This is a genomic window from Dendronalium phyllosphericum CENA369, from assembly GCF_016056275.1.
GTDB lineage: Bacteria > Cyanobacteriota > Cyanobacteriia > Cyanobacteriales > Nostocaceae > Dendronalium > Dendronalium phyllosphericum.
Genome location: NZ_JAECZA010000231.1, coordinates 23,234 through 43,936, shown reverse-complemented (window position 1 = coordinate 43,936; position 20,703 = coordinate 23,234). Strand labels below are relative to the sequence as shown.

Here is a 20,703-nt window from a genome sequence, read left to right as displayed (position 1 = left end):
TGTTCGCTAATTTTAGAGCTGAAGGGCGATCGCTTTTTATAGAAAAACTTTTTATTTTACTAAATTTGACTAAATAGTATCAGGATTAACACCGAGGGAGCGCAATTGTTCTTTCAACTTTTCCACCTGTGACTGTGCTTGTCTAGCTTGCTCTTGGGCTTGCTCTCTAGCCAATCTTTCTTCTTTGAGCGCCTGTGCTAATTCTTCAGGAATCAGCAATTTATCTCCAGTATCCTCTCGGTAAAAACTAATTAGCTGTCCCTCTATTTGCAAGCGCAGCTCTAAAGGTTCGCATCGATTGTCTGTAATTGGCTCATACACCTCGTTTCGCAGTCTATACCCTTGTAGCTTCTCCTTTATCCACTCACCTTTAGGGTCAAATAACCAATACTCCAGCACCCCTAACTGTTCGTACAGCGTCTTCTTAAAACCTGTGTGCTGATTTCTAGTACCTTCAGAAGTCATCTCAAAAATAACTACAGGTACTTGTCCCTCTTCCCAAATCTTGTAATTATCCCGACCTCCAGGCGCAACATCAAAAATCACCATCACGTCTGGAGCCACCCGTAATTTAGGAAATCCTTGAGCGTAGTAGAGAAATTGATTGCTCAGAACGGTTGCTTGCTGACCCTGCAAATACTGCCTTAAAACTTCCAAAGTTACCAGCAAGGCATATAAATGAACGTAACTTTCAGCCAAAGGTTCACCATCCGAGCTTGGGTAAAAAACCTCTGTTGATTGAGAAGAGGGTAAGAGGCTAGTCATAATTAGCCAACTTTAAACAGAATATTGAGTGATTTTATTATGTTAACGACTCCAGCGATCGCATCTATAATATAGCAAAGTGCTGAGTGCTGAGGAGCCAGCGCTGTGCGGGGGTTCCCCCCCGTTGAGGCGACTGGCGTTGCTGAGTAAAACCTGATTGCTGTAAGGCTTTGAGCAATCGCAATTGTCCTAAAGAGTGTGAATACGGCTATATTGATTGAAAAGTCGGACTAGCGCTCTCCCCCGCAGAGTTCACAAGGAAACAGACGCATCGCCCAAACTTTATACCAGTTGCTCAAGCACAGATTTTTCGGCTTCTTCTGTTATTTCTGTAACTGTTGAATCAAATACAATTACATGATTTGCAGAAGGTAGCAGTCGCTGAAGAATTTGGAAATAGGCATCTACATCATTCCTACGATGAAACCGAGCTACTACCTGCCGCTGCATATTGGGTAATTGCCGAATAATACACCAAGGATGACTATTTAATTTTGGCTTTGAGGTTGGTATCATAAATTAATTCTCCCCACTTTGTGGGGTTTGTTAGGAATAGCGGTCGCTCTGTTAGTTTTCCAGGCTAGAGGAGCGATCGCTTTTAATGTACACAGATATTATCGGGCGCATATGCACCCGTGTCAACCACAAAATGGGCTATTTTAGGCTGCGAATTCGAGAACTGGCTCAACAGAAGGGTTGGACACTAAAAGAAGTTGCTGACCGTTCTGGAGTCAACTACAATACTGTTAAAAGCTATGTACAACGTGATGTCTTAAATACAGTTGATTTGAGTGCAGTTTATAAGATAGCTCGTACTTTTGATGTGACAATTGAAGACTTGATGGAATTGGTAGAAGAGTAGGCGATCGCATTTCACAGTAAATCCTACAAATTCTCTAAAAACTCTTCAACTGAAACACTAGCTTGATTCAAAATACTTTTGAGTGTGCCAACTGCTAACGTTTTATTGTGCAGAGGTACAACACAGCCTATTTCAGTAACATTCTGATTTTCACCAACAATCTGCTTTTTTAAAACTATATGACTTCCTCGTTGTCTTACTTGAACAAACCCTAAGTGTTCTAAAGCACGAATAACTTCAGAAGCAGGTACTCGTGGTAGCTTAGGCACTCATTACCTCAAATGTAGTTAACAAACGAGGACTCGTTTTATGAAGAGGAAATTCTTCTAGGTAAAGCTCAGTTGCTTCTTTAAGATTAGCTATCGCCTCTTCAATTGTTTCGCCTTGGCTAGCCGTTCCTACTTCTGGACACTCAGCCACGTAGATATCTTCTTCCCAATACACCATCGCTGTAAACGTGCGAGTCATAATGAATAATTAGTCTGTACTACATTTATTTATATTATTTAGCGATCGCAATATTTATCAAGCCAAAAATGCTCGTTTGCTTTCTCTCGATTATCTGAGTTTTTTGTATTTTAATCGAGATAAACTACACAACTTGTTTAGTATTATTTCAGACTCAACAATAAGTTTCTTCAAAAGCGTTAAGTTATATACAACTATTAAGATTCTGTTTTTTCAACTTCATGTTCATGACCGTTCGCTTCTAATGGCAGAATTACTGTAAAGGTAGAGCCTTTTCCTGGCTGTGAAACTACTTTGATTTCACCGTGCATTAATTCAACTAAGCGAGATACGATCGCTAAACCTAATCCCGTACCATCAGAACTTTGCACTAATGGATCGCTGACTGCACGAAAATAGGGATTGAAAATTTGTTTTTGGGCATCTGAAGAAATACCAATACCTGTATCAGTAACAGAGATTACCCATTGCTGTTGAGATTGTTTGCGGCAATCTAAACTGACTTTACCAAATTCTGTATATCGAATTGCATTGCTAAGTAGATTCGTGATAATTTGCTGAACTCGAAGCGGATCGGTAATAACCTGTTCGAGAGTGCGATCGCAATCAACAACCAAGGATAATTCTTTAGCGTGTGCTAGTGGTTCAATTATCTCTACAACTGAGTTGATTAACTCAGACACATCGCATAAAGTCGGCTGTAATTTCATCTTGCCAGCATCGTAACGCGAAATTTCTAGAGTGTCGTTGATTAGCCGCAGGAGAAGCCTACCACTTTTAAGGACGCGCTCAATACTTTCAATATTTGAAGGCGCATCGTGGACTTCCGGTTGTTGGCGATGCTGGCGCAAAAATAAATCTGCGTAACCGATGATTGAAGTTAGCGGTGTTTTCAGTTCGTGAGCCAAGTGAGAGAGGCTATCTTTATTAGCGCGAACCAAACGAGTTAATTCTTGATTAGTCAGCCGCAACTGATTTTGAAGTTGTTTAAGTTCCTGTAGTCGTCCATAAGTGTAGCTGTTGAAGCAACGAGCGATCGCTTCATCAATTACTGTATCAATCACACGAACAGCCCGCAAAAGATCCACTGGGGATGCCTGTAATAAATCTTCTTCTAAGAAAGAAAAAATAACCAACCGGAGTAAACGATACTCTCGCGCTATTTCTGCTGGCTCGAATCCCTGTTCGGCGCGAAGTATGCCGTGTTCTAGGCTTGCATCTACTAACGTTTGCAAATCGCTTTTTTCAGATTCCGAAAGTACTGTTGCTAATGCTTTCAAAACACGGGGTAAGCTATCCCTTACGGCTTTAAAAGTAAGTTCTTTAGTGGCTTCAATTTGCTCGTCCTGATAAACTGCTTCTACCCAGCGATCGACAATGGCATCACTTTTTTCTTTTAAAGCCTGACTAAAATCCATCTTTTACTCAACCAAACACACTAAGCGCAAAGCCTTTTGGGCTAGAGGTAGCTTAATGTGTTTTATGCTGCGATCGCAACTTACAAAAGATGGAAGTTAGCGAGAAGCTGTAATTATGACGAGGCTTTTGATGATGGCTCTAAAATATCCAGCATCTAATATTAGACCTGTTGCAAAACTAACTTGTGTACTCTTGCGGCAAAGAGAAAAGCTTTTCTCTCATTGCTTTTTTCCCGACTTTTGCAACAAGTCTCTTAATCCTCTTGAGGATAATCATCCCATAAAGTTGTAATCTCACGTAAACTTTGATGATTGCCATTACCTAAAATCAAATGGTCTAATAAGGGAATATTCAAAACCTGTGCCCCTGACAGCAATTGGCGCGTCAATTCAATATCTTCTTGGCTAGGTTCTAGATTACCCGAAGGATGATTGTGAGCAACTATTACTCGCGTTGCTCCGTGACGAATGACTTCCCGAAAAATCTCACGCGGAGATGCTAAAGTTTCGGTAGCTGTACCAATGGTAATTACTTGCGTACCCAGCAAGCGATTTTTAACGTCTAAAAGTACTACAGCAAACCGTTCTTGGGTCTGCCACATCAAATCTTGACTAAGTGCAGCCGCAGCCGCCACAGGGCTATCAATGGGTGTACGGTCTAAAGGACGGGATTGAAAAGCGCGTTTGCCCAATTCAATCGCCGCTAAGATAGTTGTTGCTTTTGCCGGGCCGATGCCAGGGATTTGCATTAATTCGGCTGGGGTAACTTCTCGCAAAACTGCCAACGGATCGCGCTGATGTTTGCTTAATTCCTGCAAAATATATTGTCCTAAACCTACAGCCGAAAGTTTTCCCGGCCCTTGACCAGTGCCTAAGAGAATAGCAATTAACTCAGCTGTGGCTAAGATTTTGGGGCCGTGGGTGATTAACCGTTCGCGCGGCCGCTCATTTGTAGGTATGTCAGCGATTCTGAGGCAATAGGTCATAGAACAACTACGAGAATAGTCACCAAAGATGGAACTATCTTTAGTTATCCCCTGTTTGCTTGCATAATCATCTCTATTTGATAAATTTTTAATTTCTGCAAATTTTCTCTAGCGAGAGTGTTAGGAATCCTCTATCTAATCTGTGCCAGTTGCGTAAGTCCTGTTTGAGTAAGGGCAAGCAAGTCCGAGAGACAGTTAATCTGCCGAAAATCACTGTGACAGCTATTACTGACTGGCTGATTACAAGGGGTGGTGATATGTCCTCGTCCCATCCGTTGTTTACTTCAGTGAACTTTACTTTATAAAATACATGAATCTTCAACTGGTAAGATACCAATTTTTATCTACTCCGGCACGTGATGCCATTTTTACAAAAATACAACAAACTTCCAGATAATATCAACAAAAAATATGGTAAGAGCAAGAAGACGAGCAAGCGGTTTTTGAAAAGATTTCCAAGACTTTGCGCTTAAGCTTTACAAAAATTCAAAAGAAAAGAAGAAGTACATCTGAACCTCCACCACCAGATCCTAACCTTGTAGCTCAGGAAAGATTAACTGTTGCTAGAGAATCCTTACTTAAAAAGTTGATATAGCAAACTGATTCAGCAATTATTTATTTGCTGAATTAGGAGGATTAATTCTGCTTTATTTAAGCTTTTAAAGCTAATTGGGGTAAATATAGCGTAGCTGACACTAGGGGCAAACGGAGAACAAGCCAATGCTGTGCAATAAAGCTGGGTAGCACTAGCTCTCAAATACCTTGATATCTGTAGGCTTTGACCATCCTTAGTAAGAAATTAGCTACCAGAGTTTCTTAGTTTGGAGCTTTTGAGTCACCAGAGGTGAACAATGGTTTATAAATTAGATTAGGACAGTAACCCGCTCTCATTAACTTAAAAATCTTCAAGAAGCTTCATTCATTATGAAAACCGAACAGGAACGCTCAGAATTAATCCTAGCTATCAACGTAATGCTAAACCAAGCTTACGACAGTACTTTAGATGAGATTTACGCACTACTCCAAAAAATAGAAGAAGAAGAAGAAGAAGAAGATTTAAAAGCCTATGAGCAAGCAAAAAAAGATGCTGAGTTTGACGGCTCAGTGTCATGGTCAGAAGCAAAAAAAGAACTTCAAACAGAAGTAAAAAAGGAAGTGGCGTGAGTTATAGAGTTGAAATATTGAAGGGTGCATTCAAACAACTTAAAAAATTACCGCCTGAAGTTCAAGAGCGCATACAGATTAAAATTGATGAGTTAGCCACATCACCCCGTCCCAACGGTGTAAAAAAGCTAAAAGGTCAAGAAAATACTTATAGAATTAGAGTAGGCGATTATCGCATTTTATACGAATTTTTTGACGATGTTCTATTGGTAACGGTTGTAGAAATTGGACATCGAAGCAAAGTTTATAAAGATGAAAATTGAAAATCTCAATTTGTTCTATTTTTAACTTACCATTACATTCTCATGATTTGAAGAATAGTTAACACAGCCGATTAGTGTGACTAATTTCAGCAATGCCCTCTGAGTACGCCAATTTCATATAGTGCATATATACTATAAAATAGCGATCGCTCTGTGCCACTTGTGTAAGTCCTGTGGGGATTTCTAAATTAATCCCTAATCCACTGTATGGGATCTAGTTGATAATAATGTTGTAGTAGCTGGTAAAGTGCTGGATTCTGCTTCAATAATTGCTGTGGTTTTTCAAAGAATGTTTCAGTTGCAACAGCAAAAAATTCTGCGGGATTAGTTGCACCATAGCTATTCATTACAGTCTTGATATTTTGTTGAACATCATGACAGAGTTGTTGATATGCTTCCGTCATGACCCTAGCCCAGATGAGATAATCTGACTTTCTTGGCAAAATAGGAACACCCTCTGCTTTGCCATCTTCTTGATCTAACTGATGGGCAAATTCATGCAGAACAACGTTATGTCCATCGTTCCAGTTATGAGTGTCTTGTTTAACCTGTTCCCAAGACAATATCACTTGGTCTTTAGTCCATGATTCTCCTAGCCTAGCCACGCGCCTTTCCTCAACAACATAATTCCCGGTGGCGATGGTTTCATTTACAAAATAAGTACTAGGATAAATCAAAATTGAACGCAGTTTTGGGAAATATTCTCCTCGCTCATTCAGCAGAAGCAAACAGGCAACAGCAGCAATAGTCAGCTTCATTTCCTCTGTAATTTGTAACCCTGCACAACCAATGAATTGTTTTTCTACTAGAAACACTTGAATATGCCCTTGAAGCCGTCTGTATTCAGTAGGAAAAAGACGAAGGTAAATAGGAAGATTATTCTCAATAATGGCATTCCACAGAGCAGGGAAGGGACGATGTTTAAGACGCTTTCTTCGCTGTTTAACAAAAATAGGATTGACTAAAATACCAGTAACAAGTAACCCAATGATGAAAAAAATCAGAATTGTTGCAACCATTGCTTGCGCTTTTTGCTATCTAACTTACTAATAACTTACCCTTCGCGCAATCGACGATGAGTTTGATGAAATAAGGGATAGTTCCCAAGCAGGCGATCGCTTTCATCAATTGGAGGCGAATTTGGCTATATTCCTCCTTGAAATCCCCTATAGCAGGAGATTATTTGTTTATTATGGCTATCAGCTGATATTTACAGTAACCTTGTGAATAATTCCTCTTGGTCAAATCCTATACGCGAACCTTGAGTACAAAATAAAGGTAATTGCGATCGTGAACATCCAAACAATAACCCATCTCCCGATCCCAGAGCATTTTAACCCTAGTAAAGTGAGCGAAGTCTGGCGCGTACCTTACCAACAACGCGCAGCAGAAGCTGAAGCATGGGCAAAACAACACGACATCAAACCAGCATCTTTAGACAAAACTCGCATTTGCTTGCTTTTAATTGATGTCCAAAATACTTTCTGTATCCCGGAATTTGAGTTATTTGTCGGGGGAAAATCTGGAACTGGGGCAGTTGATGATAATCGAAGATTATGTGAATTTATATATCGCAATTTAGGAGCGATCGCAACTATCGTACCGACATTAGACACCCACAAAGCAACACAAATTTTTCATCCGATTTTTTGGGTGAACGAAGCAGGCGAACATCCTACACCAGCAGCTACTAACATTACTCCTGCGGATATCGAACGGGGTATCTGGAAAGTTAACCCAGCAGTCGCTCACAGTATTACTAATGGTGATTACGAATTATTAGAAAAACACGCTTATTATTACATTAAAAAACTCACTCAAGATGGAAAATATCCCCTGATTATATGGCCTTACCATTCTATATTGGGTGGCATTGGTCATGCTTTAGTTTCATCTGTAGAGGAAGCAATCTTTTTCCACTGTATTGCTCGTCAGAGTCAAACGCAATTTGAAATTAAAGGTGAGAATCCTTTAACAGAAAATTATTCAATTTTACGTCCAGAAGTATTAGAAGATTTCGAGCAACGTCCACTTGGTCAAAAAAATACACGTTTAATTAAGCAACTTTTAGAATTTGATGCTGTAATTATTGGGGGTCAAGCTAAAAGTCACTGCGTAGCCTGGACAATTGACGATTTATTAACAGAAATTAAACAGATAGATGCCAGCTTGGCTAAAAAAATCTATTTGCTAGAAGACTGTACTTCTCCTGTTGTCGTTCCTGGCGTTGTGGATTACACAGAACAGGCAGATGCGGCATTCACAAGGTTTGCAGAAGCCGGAATGCATATTGTCAAATCTAGCGACACAATTGAATTTGGAAATTAGTTAGGAGTCAGTTGTCAGTTGTCAGTTGTCAGAAACACTTCTTTGCGAGAAAAGGGTAAAGGGAAAGGAGAAGAACTTTAGTTTAATTTCTTTCCCCTTCCTCCTTACGAAGTCATCTCCCCTTGCTTTCTTACCCTATGGGCAACGAGGATGAATGCCTCCTTTAGTACAAATGTAAGCTAGTTGTTTAGCATCTAAATTTTTAGCTTGAGAAAAATCAACTCCTTGGACTACAGCAGATACCGAACCTAGGTCTGGTGTTTGCACAAATTGATCTGCGGGATCTTGTTTGGCAGGAGCGATAATTGTCCCCTGGAAATCTGCACCTGCGACGTTTGCTCCTCGTAAATCTACTAAACTGAGGTCAGCATTTCGCAAGTCGGCGTTTTGCAGTTGGGCAGAACGCAAGGTAGCGCCAGTTAGACGAGCAGCACTAAGGTTAGCATTGCTGAGATTGGCACGTTCCAAATCGGCTCCAGATAAATCGGATGCTTGCCAATCTGTTTTAGTTAAGTTAGCTAATGACAATTGAGTGCCGATCGCAATTACGCGACCTAAACGAGCAGCATACAAATTGGCTTCGTTTAATTTTGCGTCACCTAAGTCTGCACCAGTGAGGCTGGCATTTTCCAAAACTGCGTTTCGCAAATCTGCTCCCACTAATTGAGTGCTACTGAGGTTAGCACCAACTAAACGCGCATTAGATAAGTTGGCTCTGTTGAGGGTGGCGCGGCTTAAATCGCTACCAGTCATCATGACGCGGCTGAGGTTAGCATCACTGAAATTCGCTTGTTTCATTTGCGCTTGGCTTAAATCAGCGATCGCATCGTCAAAGGTATCGAAGCGTCCATCTTCACCAGCTCCCCGAAAGCGACTTCCTTTGAAACTAGCTTGGTTGAGATTTGCAGATTTAAACTTAATTCCCGATAAATCAATGTTCTCTAACACCAAGTTGAAAAAGGAGCTGCCCGCAGTGCCACTTTGACCTAATTGGGTGCGACTGAGGTCGATACCCTCAGTTTTACCACTGTAAACAGTCAAAATTTTGTTAATGGTCTGCTGGTTGATTTGTAAGCGCTTTTGTCGCAATTCTCGCTCTTGGGGTGCGCTGCTACTTGCGTCCAGTTCGCTAGCTAAAAACTGATTTTTGTTTTTCAATTCCGGAATGGCTTTCAACCCGATGCCTGCCAAAGCTTGCTGAATCGTATCCAAGAGAATCGGGTTGGTTTCGCTCACCAGGAGATCCGCAAGGTATTGGATAGATTGTGGGTCATTCAGACCACCCATCGCTAATATTAAACTCTGACGCTCCTCAGTCGTAGCACCAGAGTCAGGATTCAATTGTTTTACCAGCGCGAGAAACTTTTGGCTATTAATTTGGTTGGTTTCCCGCTGAGTTTGCTGAGTTTGGACATAGATTTGAGTCGCGATTAAAGTTCCTAGCACCGCCGTCATACTTGCGAGTGCTACTGCAAACAATGTCAAGCTAGGATTTTGCCGCATCCGTCGCCACAGCGCGCTCAGACTTGTATTTTCTCCAGCGATCGCTAGTGCTGGGGTGGCAACTTCCTCTTGTGCCGCATCGGGTTCGTTGCCTTTTGATGAGGAATGTGCTTTGCTAGCTACCAGTGAGTCTGGCATCGGGCGAGTGGTATCAATTGTGTAAGTACCAGCTAGCCAATCGTGCAGTGCGCGACGGCCTTGGCGTGCGGGCAAAGCTAATCCTTCTCCCAATACCATCAACACAGCTAAAAACGTGAATAATCCTAAATTAGGAAAGGCAAAGCTGTAACGCCAGAGAATATAGGCGATGGATAAGGGTACGGTCGTTCTACCAAGTCCTTCGCGCACCACAGCTGCCGCTAAACCAGGTGGCGTACCTTGTTCGTTAACTACTCGTATACCTAACCAACGTTTGGGGATAGTACTACCAGTTTTACCTAGTAAATACAGTTGCCACCAGGAGAGTGTTACGGGTGCTAACAGAGCTACTGTCCACAAGAAATTAGTCGGCCATGCAACATTAGGGATACCGTAGCTCACAGGCAGAGCTAAAGGTCGAGCGATCGCTCTTTCGGTTACTACTAGCACGGGGTTGAGCGGCACGCGATTCAACTCGCTTCTAGAATTGGCAAATGCCCCCAGACCGAAGGGAACCAAGCCACTGGCAACCACCAGTGTAATTTCCGCTGCCCAAGCAGCAAAGCGCCTAGTTACTAACGGCAGTGAATTGGCTGTTTCCGAATCTTGTGTTTGTCTAGATTTATTACTTCTCCTCACAATTGGAGTCGCCATATAATTCCCTTTGACTTTATATTTACGCCGCTTTCGGCGCAGTTAACATAGTCTATTGCTTATTTTGAAAGCTACCAGACACAAAAAATTTGTATCCAACATACACTAACAATGCCAACACTGCCAGACTAATTGCCGATGCAACAAGTTTCAGCACTGCTTGTACCAATGCAAAGCCTAAAAGCACCGCCACACCCGCAAATACAATCTTGCTAGTTCCAGACAAGTTGTTGAACCACAGTTGCGATCGCCTCAAGTGCGATTTCAAGTTAGTAAAACTGGACTCAGATGTATTGTTCGGTGATTGCGATCGTTCAACTTCCTTAGACGAAGAATTTATTTCTGTTTCTAGCTTTTGCAGGCGACGCTCTAAATCTTCTTCTGGTTGATAATTCATCAATCTTTTTTACCTCAGCTAGGACATTCAATAACAGACTAACCAAATTCCATGTTTGGCGGTTGTCTAGTGATTTTAGCTAATGTCTGTGCGAGAAAGACCTCTCTTGCGACTGGGGAGGAAAAACGTTAAAAGTTCTTCCATCTTTCCTTTATTTCAATTCCCAATCCTCTAAAACCAGTTACTTTATGTTATTTTCATATTTAGCCATATAGCGATTAATTATTTATATAAAGATTTATACTCCGCGATCGGGAACTGAGACGGATTACCCTCGTCTATTAATTCAGACTATTTATATCAATATCGCTCTAGAAATAGTCGGGAGCATTAATTAACATGAAGACGGGTAGACTATTGACATTTGTTCCCGCAGCTTTGGCGATGAGTTTAGTGCTAACCGAGCCTATTTTGGCTGAGACACCATCGATCCAAATTACTTCCAAGTTACAATCAGATCCACTGATTTTGAATGGTAAATCCGGAGGATCGGTTAAAAGCGATTGTGGTAACATTCCTAACGCACCCAGTCAAATTATCCAGGTTAGTGAATCACTGCCTTACTTACGATTAACAGTAGATAGTCCTGGACAGCCAACGCTGTTAATTGATGGCCCTGGAGGACGCTTCTGCGTTTTAGCAGATCGTTACTCTGAAACCAAGCCAGAAATGTCCGGTTATTGGCAATCAGGAAAATACGCGCTGTACGTAGGCGAGTTATCCCAACGACAGTATAGCTATACCCTCTCAATTTCGCAACAACAGAAGAAGGGGAATTAGAGACTAGTAGTCTGTCCCATTAGTTGTAATATGGTTAGGGCTGATATAGGGACGCGGTGAGGAAGTTGGAGTCTTGGCGGTTCCCGTCGAGTCCAAACTTCCGAACCCGAAGGGGGACGCGGTGATACGGAGACGCGGAGGATTTTAAAGCTAGCAAATTTATTGGGACAGACTACTAGAGACTGAGACTGGAAATTGGAAAAATCGGGAGAAATTATTTCAAAATTCTTTCTCCCGCTTCTGTGCTTCTGCTTTTCCTGTACCAATACTATATGTAGTACATAATTTCTTTGTGACGATGGATATCTCGCCGATCGCAAAGGTCTTGGAGTGTATATTTTTGCAGAACAGCATTAGCTGCCTGACGAGCCTCATGCCAGATTTCTTGGATTACCTGAGTTTCTACTGTTGTAGTATCACTATCCACATCAGGCGCGGTATCTACGCCTTCCATGCAAGTAAAAGCTTCTAGCAGCGTAATCATACGAGGATCTCGTGCCAAAACATAGCCACCTTTCGCGCCACGTATGCTCTTAATCAGGCCTCTACGCCTTAAGGTCGCCAATAATTGTTCTAAATAGCGGTTTGGTATATGTTGTAGCACTGCTATCTGCCGAATTTGCAGAGATTCGCCGCTAGAATAACGAGTTGCCAATTCTAACAGCGCTAGAAGTGCGTATTCAGATTTATTAGAGAGTTCCACAGGCGTAATTCACACCTACAACTTTCAGTTGCCGAGCAAATTTCCTTCAGCTAATGCTAAACGAGACTTAACACTCAACTTTTTATTAATGGTCAATTATATATTAAAGACTCTTAATCGATAGATGCAAATATTTTTACTTTTTAATTCCATAAATAAAAGTAATTATCAGCCCACAGCTACAATGCGTAGAATAATCATATTATTTTATACTTTAGTTTCTGTATCTATAAGTTCCACCTAAAATTTGCAAGTTGAAGTAACTGTTTTCATCATAAAAAAAGAAGTTGAAGATTTTCTTAGGAAAGAAAAGGAGTAGGGACTAACACCTAATTAGGCACATACATGAGTAGGCAAATTTCCCGAAAATGGCAAAGCGACTGTGCAAGTAGTTCCTACCTTGACAAAACTTTCCACAGTTATCTGACCGCTATGTAAATCTAGAGCTTTCTTGACTATAGACATTCCTAACCCCATACCTGAGACGTTACCCACATTGCTAGCACGATGAAAAGGTTCAAAGATATGTTCTATTTCAGTAGCAGGAATGCCAATCCCAAAGTCTTGAATCTGAAAGACGATTTGGTTTTTAGAATAAGTAACAGAAAATATAACTGTACTGCCCACAGGGGAATACTTTAGAGAATTAGAGAGTAAATTAGTTAAAATATATTGCAGTAGTTTAGGATCGAAGTTAGCTTCTATAGATTGATATTCACTGCTAAAAGCGATCGCATGTTGAGAGCGATCGCACAGATGACTGAGTTTTAGATGAAAATTAGGATGTTCTTCTTCTACTACGTAAATATCTAAGGGTTCGCCTATGAGGAAACTCTTGGAAATATTCAACAAAGTCGTAGCGGTATGATTAGCTTCTTGAATAATCCCTTTTGTATCAGTTACCAAGTAAGCATCTGGTACTTGCTCAAATAATTCCTGGTAGTGGTGACGTTGTGCTACCAATGCCTGTTGAGTATTGGATAATTCTTGATTTTGTTGCTGTAAGTCCTCATTGGTCATTTGAAGTTCTTCTAAAGCAAAGTAGAGTTCTTCAAAGACTTCTGCCAAAATCTCAATTTGCTGTCCTTTTGGCTTTTGACTTTGGCGTTGCAAATGGTTAACACGCTGACGCATATTTTCTATCTGTAAGGACAAATTGTCCAAATTCACACTACTCCTCCTATCGACTATCTTCAGTTTTCGTTATCTTTAAGATTCCCTAATTCTCAGAATTTAGCTACTGAAGTCAGGAGTCAAAGCCCTTCGGATAGGGAAAAGGTTCGGGAGAAAAGGAATTCAATCAAGTTCTCTGGCTTTTGTTTTAACTTTTAACATCTACCCCCTCTTGTTCTCCCTTATCTCCCTTTGCCTTCCTCTCTTGTTCCCTAGTTCTTTTTTATGTCTGATTGTAGCTACAGGTGAAACACTTTTCCTTCCCTCCACCCCTACACTTATGTTTCTTCAGAGACATAAAATTAAATATTGTGATTTTCATCAAAAATCATCAGTATTGAGCCTGTTAAAATACTTTTGCGGTTATTTAAGCTTACAAGTCTAAATATATTTATTTTTCAGCAATTTAACCCTAATCATCTGATTGAAAACAAATAAAGCGTAAATACAAATCAATTTTTGATTTTGTAGTGGAACTATTTTGTGGTATTAGTGTCTTGATTAAGCAATTACCACTTGTTTTCATGTGTTTTTCTTCCGGATATACTGGGAAAACGAGGAAAATTTGTGCTAGTAAATCCTACTGTCGCTCATAAATTACCCGAATGAGATTACGCTTTTTTTTGCCTAGCGTTATCAGCATTTTGCTGCTCTCTTCTGCTGCCAAAGCAGCTAGCTTAGAATCTTGGTACTTTGACACTGCTCGCAATCAACTCAACATCACTACAGAATCAGGAGTTCAACCCAGAGCATTTTTAATTAATAACCCAACGCGACTGGTTATTGACCTTCCAAAAATTCAACTCGATCGAAATACAATTCGTCAAAGTTTTGGCTCAAAAGTTAAAGAAATCCGCATTGGAAAAGTTGATTCCGACACGACCAGATTAGTGGTTGAATTAGCACCAGGGTACACAATCTCTCCAGAAAAATTATTAATTAAAGGCGACTCTTCATCCCACTGGATAGTAAACTTTGCATCAATTGAGCGCAGCAGTAATAATATTGCGTCCTCTGGTGAAGAAAAAATTCCCGTTTCCATAGGTGATGTTTCTCCATTTGCTGGCGTTGTTCCTTTAGGTAAAGAAATATTGCAGCTAAGTTCTCAAGTTAAAGGATTGATGGCTCGTTATGGTTATTTAGAACCGGGAATGTTTTTCTTAGATTTAGATACAGGTAACTATCTGGACTTACATGGGGAAAAAGCATTTCCAGCTGCTAGCACAATTAAGTTTCCTGTTTTAGTAGCGTTATTTCAAGAAGTGGATGCAGGTAGAGTCAAGCTGAATGAAAGCTTAGTCATGCGGCGTGACTTAATGACTGGAGGTTCGGGAGTAATACAGTATAAACGACCTGGAACTCGGTTTAGTCTTTTGGAAACCGCTACCAAAATGATTACCATCAGCGACAATACTGCCACTAACATGATTATTGACCGTTTGGGTGGTAAGGCTAAATTAAATCAGCGTTTCCGGAACTGGGGACTGCAAAACACTGTGATTCGGAATTTGCTGGGCGACTTTAAAGGTACTAACACAACTAGCCCTAAAGATTTGGTCAGATTATCAGCCCTGATTGTTAATCAGAACAATCAGGTACTGAGTAATTCTAGTCGTAGCAAAGTCTTGAGTCTTATGCGTCGTGTCGAAAACAGAAGCTTACTACCTTCTGGACTTGGTAAAGGTGCGGTAATTGCTCACAAAACTGGAACGTTGGGAGTGATTCTCGGTGATGCCGGTATTATTGAAATGCCATCAGGTAAACGCTACTTAGCAGGCATTATGGTGAGAAGACCTTTCAACGATTTAAGAGCTAAAGCTTTTATTGGTCAAGTTTCCCGACTTGTGTATAACTACTTAGGTCAACCGAATATAGCTAGTCAACCTAGATAAGTAGAAAGCAATAGAGGAGGAAGACGCGGTGAAGAAGTCGGAGTTTTAAGCGCTACTTCCTAGCCGCACACTAATTCACAGAATCGTGAAGCCAGTCGCTTGTCATCAGATATTGCTTATTCTTGATTTAAAGTAAGTAGATAGTTATTTCAACTTAAATTCATCAAATTTTAAAACATCTAAATCCGGTTTGCGAGTATCAAAACGATAGCTGCTTACTATACCTGTCCCAGTATCAAAGATGCTGAACGCTGTAATGTCATTACTGGCAATATAGGGTAATGGTTTACCATCTTTATCTAACAATGGGGCAATTGTTGGCAATACTGGTTCTAACTCGTTAGGATCGCCAAGCATAACATAATCTTCCTTATATCCTATTGGGATTTCTCGCTTTCTGTCACCCCAAGCGGCTCCATAAGTATTGCCAACATTAGATGTTTCTAAAAAGTGCATACCATTTGAGCTAACAAAGCGGTTCCACAAATGAGAATGGCCATAGAAGACTAGTTGCACATTAGCTGCTTCTAATAAAGGCATGACATCGCGGATTAAATAATCTTTATCTTTAGGATATTCGTAACGTATTGCTTTGATATTGTCGGCTTCGTTCCGTTCGATTATCTGCAATGGATTGGTATAGGCAGGGACAATATTATCACCCAAAGTATGGGGTGGATGATGGAACATTACGACTTTATATTTTGCTTGTTTAAATTCAGGACTTTTAAGTTCTTGCTCAAGCCAATTGTACTGCTTGCTACCTCGATCAATTGGCTCATAAATAATCTGTCCATAGCCCCAATTTTCAGGATGATTGAGGTCTTTTTCAGCTTCTCGATATCTACTTACATATTTTCCATCTAACTTGGGAGTCCGCCACATATTTGTGGCATACAAGACCACTAAACGCACATCACCAAAGCTGACTGCATAATATCTTTTGCCACCCTCTTTACTTTGGGGTAGGGTAAAAATTTCTTCATAGGTATTAGTGTTAAAAGAACTATCTCTAAGAGATTTGTTGCGATAAAATTTTTGGGCAACTTCACGAGGAAATGTATCATCAAATTCATCATTTAAGCTCTGCTTCCTGGCAAATCTTCCCATCACTTCATGATTGCCAATGCAAGTAAACATCGGCGCATGTTGAATTATTTGACCTCCTGTGTAGGTTGTCTTTATGCCATTATGTTCTATTTCATACTTAGCACGACCTTGCAAACCTGGAAATAAAGCAGTACCTCGATTATCATCAAACCATTCCGAGGCGCGATCGCTAACGTTAATCAAATCACCAGCAAACCATACTGCATCCACACGTCCCACTGTCTCTACGACTTTTTGCAGATTTACCTCTGTCATTGGCTTCAATTGATGGTCAGAAGTCAGCAAAATTTTTAATGCTGTGTCGGCTTTTGGGGTAGGTGCAAGTGTAAAAACATCGCTGCTAACACTTTCACCATCTTCTCGGATACTCGTGACGCGATAGTTCGCGCGCACGCCAGGAGTTAAGCCAGTCACTTCAGCTTCATGCCGCCAAATATTACGCAAAACAGGTTTTTGATAAACTTGTCCGTCTTGGGTTTGGTTTGCGACTCGCGATCTCTGGTCTTCACGCGTGCGACTGAGTTTTGTTGTGCTGGCATAGGAAGTTTGCTTTAAATTTTCCCCATAGGCGACTTTATGTTTAGCACCAGCAAACTCAGTGAACCAAACTACTCGCACTGAAGTTTCAGTTGGCAGTTGCAAAAATGGGTCAGTCAGCAGTCGGGGCGCTGAGGTCATAATTGTTTGCCCAAATGAATGCACGCTTATTAGAGTAAGGCATATCACAAATGAAAGCACAGCCACTGATATTGTTCTATGGCTGTTGCAGCGTCTGAGCATGAGAGTATACCAGCGGAAATTTAAAAACTTCAGCAGTAGCGATCGCCGTAACCTTGAAATTTACCACCCACCTGAATCGCTACTTTTGAAACTTCACTTTTGGACATACCAAAAAGCTTGCAGTATTTAAGTTAGCAGCAAGCCAACTTTACCACAAGCTTTTATATTTTTGTATTGTTACACTTTCACTAAGGATAGGATGATGAACTTAGTATGTCTGTTATCCATCATCTCTCAAGTGAAGGCAGACCTAGTAACGGTATCCTGGTGTATAGTAGCGACCGCGATCGCGATCGCGATAGGGCGACCGATAGTAATCTCGATCGCGATCGCGTCGTAAACGCGGAAATCTTCTCTCTCCCCTGTAATAACGGCGGGGAGAATAAGACCTGTCGCGATCGCCATAGCGGTAATCTCGTGTTCTATAGAAATCTTCTCTTCTAGATTGGGCTTGAGAATCTGGAGGGAAAGCAACAACGGCAGCAGTTCCTAGGGCTAGTGCCATAACAAGAGATGCTAAACGTTTCATCGTGTTAACCTCAATCGAAGCTATCCATAAATTATGGTGAGGGGTTCTCGAAGCTAACCTTCTTACTTAAGTTAGATAAAGTGAATTCAAAAGAAGTAAAGAAATTTCTGTATGATAAGCTGAAGCGTATTAAAAAAACATAAATACTTGTAATAATTTTTGACTGTAAATATTCAATAACTGATGGCGAAATAATGTATTCCATGAAGTTTCATGGATTTGATATTAAGCTAATAAAATATCTAAATTGCATAATCTAATTAAGCGTCAGTACGAATTAGGAATTATATATTTGAAAACTACTATTGATAACTCGTACTTAGTCATGCTAAATGGCAGTCACTCGTGGGGAACCACTGCGACGAGTTCCCAAAGCACTGCCCTACTACCAAGGAGGAAAATGGTATTTTTACTTAATACTTTTTGGATAAATAAGTCGATCGCCCAAAAAATACGTATGGGGTTCGGCAAATGTCTTCACCCCGATCGATTTTGACTATGGCTATAGTTTAGGAACTTAAGATGAACTCAAGTTGTCAGATGCCATAGAGATTTTGATAGTAAGCCAAAATTTGCTGCACGCGTTGCTGACTTTCGGAATTAGAGTTTGGTGTCCAAGACAGCCAGAAGCCACCTACTTGGCTTTGATTGTAATCAAATTGTTGGGATGATTGGGGAATTAAACTGACTTTTACCCCTTCTACTTGACGCAAATGAGCTACTATCTCTCGATAAACTGCTAGGGGTAAACCAGAAAATTCAATTTTTTCCTTAGTCTCCATCTTTATGAAGCTCCAACACTAAAAGAACTTTGAGTCGGCGTTGTTACTGAAACAGAATTTCCTCCAGTCGCCGCTGAAGGCGTTGAACCAGTAGGTGCTTCTCCTACCATTCTGGCAACTTCAATTCCATATTGTTCCAAAATAACGACCGGATTGGAACCCTCGTTCATTTCAATACGTTTAATTAGCACGCCGTTTGCCAATCGCTGTCCTGCCTGTACATAGCGACTTGTCTGCTCGTTCGGCACTTTAATAATTGCTTGGGGTTCTTTACCAATCTGAACTACGCCAGTTACAACTACCGCTTTTGCTAACTCAGGTTGTGCTGGTGGTGGTAATACAGATACTAGGGTAGGATTAGGAACAACTTGGGGCAAAACTTTAGGTAATACTTGAGCTAAGGCTGGATTGAGTTTTGGTTTTGGAGTTTTTGCCATTGTGCTTTGAGCCAAAACAGCACTGCGCGTTGGCAGTTTTTTGCCTGCGGTCAATATAGCTCGAACGGTAGATAGGGTTGGTAGGGGAGGCAATATAGGAATTTTCCTAGCGACCGTACTTGTAGGCATTGTGGCAACTGTCTGCCCCACAATTTGGGCAAACGGGTCAGTCCGGCCTTTTGAGACTAAATTTATCCGTTCTGTGGCATTAGTTAGTTGAATCAAGTTAGAAGTTCCAGTGGCACTTGTTGGAGCATTCTTTGGAACCACCAAGGGATTATTAAAGGATTGGGTTTTTGCTGGCAACTTTGCTACTAAAGACGGAGTTGCTGGTGGTAACTTGGCTGCTGGTGGTGCAGGTGGTGTTGGATTAGCAGCTTGTTGTGTATCTTCCGATCCACATCCAGCGATCGCCAAAGTTAAAATAGTTGCAAGTGCAATTGCTGATTTTTTACCCATTAGCTGTTCTCAAAAACTATAAGAAAATTTGCATGTGGAAATCACTGAAGCCCTTTTGTGCTAAGGGCGAAGTACTTTCCCTTTATAACCTAATTTTCAGCATTTCAATGGTTATTTTTAGCACTGTCAACCTTGGATAAATGCGGTTTGACTTTTTTATGCTCATTCCTCGGTAACACCCATAAGGTCTTTCAACAAGTCAAGCCCTTTTTTGACCCTACGGGAAACAGTGACTACGCTAATTCCTAAGTGTTCTGCTACCTGTTTTTGTGTCAAATCCTGCAAAAACACACACTCCAGGACATCACGAGTGCGTTGTTCTAACTGAATTAATGCTTGTTGTAGGCGAATTTGGTCTTCTTGTGCTAGTTGAAAACTCCGATAGTGAGGATCTGGAACCAATTCTCCTAAGCTGGTAGCTCCTTCTTCACCATCCTGAACGGGGACATCTAAGCTCAAGGGGGCGCGATTAATCCATGCTAATTTTATTTCCTGCCATTCATCTAGAGAAATGGCTAGTGCTCCAGCTAATTCCGAGTCAGTAGGCTGGCGGTTATATTTTTCGCGCAAAGAACGCGAAACACCTATTGCCTGTTGTTGCAGTGCCAAATAGCGTCGAGGAATTCTTACCGTGACACCTTTATCTCGGAGGTAGTGTTGAATTTCCCCACGGATATAAGGCATAGCAAAGGAGCTAAAGGCATGTCCTTTTGAAATTTCAAACCTCTCAATCGCTCGAATTAAACCCAAACAACCAACTTGGAGCAAATCGTCGTAGCTTTCACGGCATTGATTCATCCAGTAGTGAGCTTCTTTTCTCACCAGTCCAAAATTGAGTTTTACTAGCTGATTACGAACAGTTTCCGAGCGAGATTGTTGATATTCTCGTAGTAACTGCCAAATTTCATGCTTGAGTTCGTTGGTTGCTGTGGTAGGCATAGCAGCACATTTATTTAGCAAATTAAATGTTAATTATTGGCTTTTAAATTAAGTTACGATTGCACAATGCCTTAGGAAATAGCATGATATTTACCTTTAAAAATCTATGGCAAATGAAAATTTTTCTATAAATATGCCATAGTAGGCTGACAGTCGAGCAAAATTTAAATAAG

At 40.9% G+C, this 20,703-nt stretch carries 23 protein-coding genes; 7 read left to right on the top strand and 16 right to left on the bottom strand.

Annotation, left to right across the window (positions count from 1 at the left end):
* Window positions 1-69 precede the first annotated feature (69 nt).
* Window positions 70-765, bottom strand: coding sequence for a Uma2 family endonuclease (locus I8752_RS26270; protein ID WP_214435170.1), 696 nt, complete (start codon window positions 763-765; stop codon window positions 70-72).
* Between the two features lie 282 nt (window positions 766-1,047).
* Window positions 1,048-1,281, bottom strand: a complete 234-nt coding sequence (locus I8752_RS26265) for a hypothetical protein (protein WP_214435169.1) — start codon at window positions 1,279-1,281, stop codon at window positions 1,048-1,050.
* A gap of 133 nt (window positions 1,282-1,414) precedes the next feature.
* Here I8752_RS26265 and I8752_RS26260 point away from each other — a divergent pair, with 133 nt between their 5' ends.
* Window positions 1,415-1,627, top strand: a complete 213-nt coding sequence (locus I8752_RS26260) for a helix-turn-helix domain-containing protein (protein ID WP_214435202.1) — start codon at window positions 1,415-1,417, stop codon at window positions 1,625-1,627.
* Window positions 1,628-1,650: 23 nt separating this feature from the next.
* Here the strand turns inward: I8752_RS26260 and I8752_RS26255 are convergent, their stop codons facing one another.
* The 4 genes from I8752_RS26255 to radC all read right to left on the bottom strand — a co-directional run bounded on the left by I8752_RS26255 (window position 1,651) and on the right by radC (window position 4,499).
* Complete coding sequence (locus I8752_RS26255) at window positions 1,651-1,896, bottom strand: type II toxin-antitoxin system HicA family toxin (RefSeq protein ID WP_214435168.1); 246 nt, start codon at window positions 1,894-1,896, stop codon at window positions 1,651-1,653.
* Complete coding sequence (locus I8752_RS26250; RefSeq protein WP_214435167.1) at window positions 1,889-2,095, bottom strand: type II toxin-antitoxin system HicB family antitoxin; 207 nt, start codon at window positions 2,093-2,095, stop codon at window positions 1,889-1,891. Before I8752_RS26250 ends, I8752_RS26255 begins: the two co-directional genes overlap by 8 nt.
* A gap of 197 nt (window positions 2,096-2,292) precedes the next feature.
* Window positions 2,293-3,513 (bottom strand): sensor histidine kinase, encoded by a 1,221-nt coding sequence (locus I8752_RS26245; protein WP_214435166.1) that lies wholly within the window; start codon window positions 3,511-3,513, stop codon window positions 2,293-2,295.
* A gap of 254 nt (window positions 3,514-3,767) precedes the next feature.
* Window positions 3,768-4,499 carry a RadC family protein gene (radC, locus tag I8752_RS26240; RefSeq protein WP_214435165.1) on the bottom strand — a complete coding sequence of 244 codons (732 nt, stop codon included), beginning with the start codon at window positions 4,497-4,499 and terminating at the stop codon, window positions 3,768-3,770.
* A gap of 924 nt (window positions 4,500-5,423) precedes the next feature.
* Here radC and I8752_RS26235 point away from each other — a divergent pair.
* Together I8752_RS26235 and I8752_RS26230 are read left to right on the top strand one after the other, a co-directional pair.
* Window positions 5,424-5,663, top strand: a complete 240-nt coding sequence (locus I8752_RS26235; protein WP_214435164.1) for a hypothetical protein — start codon at window positions 5,424-5,426, stop codon at window positions 5,661-5,663.
* Window positions 5,660-5,926, top strand: a complete 267-nt coding sequence (locus I8752_RS26230) for a type II toxin-antitoxin system RelE family toxin (protein WP_214435163.1) — start codon at window positions 5,660-5,662, stop codon at window positions 5,924-5,926. Before I8752_RS26235 ends, I8752_RS26230 begins: the two co-directional genes overlap by 4 nt.
* A 188-nt stretch (window positions 5,927-6,114) precedes the next feature.
* On the opposite strand, the gene I8752_RS26225 is transcribed toward I8752_RS26230, so the two are convergent.
* Window positions 6,115-6,945 carry a M90 family metallopeptidase gene (locus I8752_RS26225; protein WP_214435162.1) on the bottom strand — a complete coding sequence of 277 codons (831 nt, stop codon included), beginning with the start codon at window positions 6,943-6,945 and terminating at the stop codon, window positions 6,115-6,117.
* 271 nt (window positions 6,946-7,216) lie between these two features.
* Here I8752_RS26225 and I8752_RS26220 point away from each other — a divergent pair, with 271 nt between their 5' ends.
* Window positions 7,217-8,254, top strand: coding sequence for a cysteine hydrolase family protein (locus I8752_RS26220; protein WP_214435161.1), 1,038 nt, complete (start codon window positions 7,217-7,219; stop codon window positions 8,252-8,254).
* Between the two features lie 135 nt (window positions 8,255-8,389).
* Here I8752_RS26220 and I8752_RS26215 read toward each other — a convergent pair whose 3' ends face one another.
* Both I8752_RS26215 and I8752_RS26210 read right to left on the bottom strand, forming a co-directional pair.
* The gene (locus I8752_RS26215) at window positions 8,390-10,549 is read right to left on the bottom strand and encodes a pentapeptide repeat-containing protein (RefSeq protein ID WP_214435160.1); all 2,160 of its coding nucleotides are present in this window, start codon (window positions 10,547-10,549) and stop codon (window positions 8,390-8,392) included.
* Window positions 10,550-10,601: 52 nt separating this feature from the next.
* The gene (locus tag I8752_RS26210) at window positions 10,602-10,946 is read right to left on the bottom strand and encodes a hypothetical protein (protein ID WP_214435159.1); all 345 of its coding nucleotides are present in this window, start codon (window positions 10,944-10,946) and stop codon (window positions 10,602-10,604) included.
* A gap of 339 nt (window positions 10,947-11,285) precedes the next feature.
* Here I8752_RS26210 and I8752_RS26205 point away from each other — a divergent pair, with 339 nt between their 5' ends.
* Window positions 11,286-11,726 (top strand): hypothetical protein, encoded by a 441-nt coding sequence (locus tag I8752_RS26205; protein WP_214435158.1) that lies wholly within the window; start codon window positions 11,286-11,288, stop codon window positions 11,724-11,726.
* A gap of 268 nt (window positions 11,727-11,994) precedes the next feature.
* Here the strand turns inward: I8752_RS26205 and I8752_RS26200 are convergent, their stop codons facing one another.
* Both I8752_RS26200 and I8752_RS26195 read right to left on the bottom strand, forming a co-directional pair.
* Entirely contained in the window at window positions 11,995-12,429 is a 435-nt protein-coding gene (locus I8752_RS26200) for an RrF2 family transcriptional regulator (protein WP_214435157.1), read from the bottom strand.
* A 333-nt stretch (window positions 12,430-12,762) separates the two neighbouring features.
* Window positions 12,763-13,599 carry a sensor histidine kinase gene (locus I8752_RS26195; protein WP_214435156.1) on the bottom strand — a complete coding sequence of 279 codons (837 nt, stop codon included), beginning with the start codon at window positions 13,597-13,599 and terminating at the stop codon, window positions 12,763-12,765.
* 608 nt (window positions 13,600-14,207) lie between these two features.
* Between I8752_RS26195 and I8752_RS26190 the strand changes: the two genes are divergently transcribed.
* Entirely contained in the window at window positions 14,208-15,494 is a 1,287-nt protein-coding gene (locus I8752_RS26190) for a serine hydrolase (protein ID WP_214435155.1), read from the top strand.
* Between the two features lie 144 nt (window positions 15,495-15,638).
* Here I8752_RS26190 and I8752_RS26185 read toward each other — a convergent pair whose 3' ends face one another.
* A complete protein-coding gene (locus I8752_RS26185; RefSeq protein ID WP_214435154.1) occupies window positions 15,639-17,282 on the bottom strand; it encodes a purple acid phosphatase family protein in 1,644 nt (547 codons plus the stop codon).
* A gap of 352 nt (window positions 17,283-17,634) precedes the next feature.
* Window positions 17,635-17,913, bottom strand: a complete 279-nt coding sequence (locus tag I8752_RS26180; RefSeq protein ID WP_214435153.1) for a hypothetical protein — start codon at window positions 17,911-17,913, stop codon at window positions 17,635-17,637.
* Window positions 17,914-18,205: 292 nt separating this feature from the next.
* On the opposite strand from I8752_RS26180, the gene I8752_RS26175 reads away from it, so the two are divergent.
* Complete coding sequence (locus I8752_RS26175; RefSeq protein WP_214435152.1) at window positions 18,206-18,409, top strand: hypothetical protein; 204 nt, start codon at window positions 18,206-18,208, stop codon at window positions 18,407-18,409.
* 40 nt (window positions 18,410-18,449) lie between these two features.
* On the opposite strand, the gene I8752_RS26170 is transcribed toward I8752_RS26175, so the two are convergent.
* The 3 genes from I8752_RS26170 to I8752_RS26160 form a co-directional block, all read right to left on the bottom strand.
* On the bottom strand, window positions 18,450-18,695 hold the full coding sequence (locus I8752_RS26170) for a hypothetical protein (protein ID WP_214435151.1): 246 nt from the start codon (window positions 18,693-18,695) through the stop codon (window positions 18,450-18,452).
* Between the two features lie 2 nt (window positions 18,696-18,697).
* A complete protein-coding gene (locus I8752_RS26165) occupies window positions 18,698-19,591 on the bottom strand; it encodes a hypothetical protein (RefSeq protein ID WP_214435150.1) in 894 nt (297 codons plus the stop codon).
* Between the two features lie 162 nt (window positions 19,592-19,753).
* Window positions 19,754-20,530 carry an RNA polymerase sigma factor SigF gene (locus I8752_RS26160; RefSeq protein WP_214435149.1) on the bottom strand — a complete coding sequence of 259 codons (777 nt, stop codon included), beginning with the start codon at window positions 20,528-20,530 and terminating at the stop codon, window positions 19,754-19,756.
* Window positions 20,531-20,703: the final 173 nt, after the last annotated feature.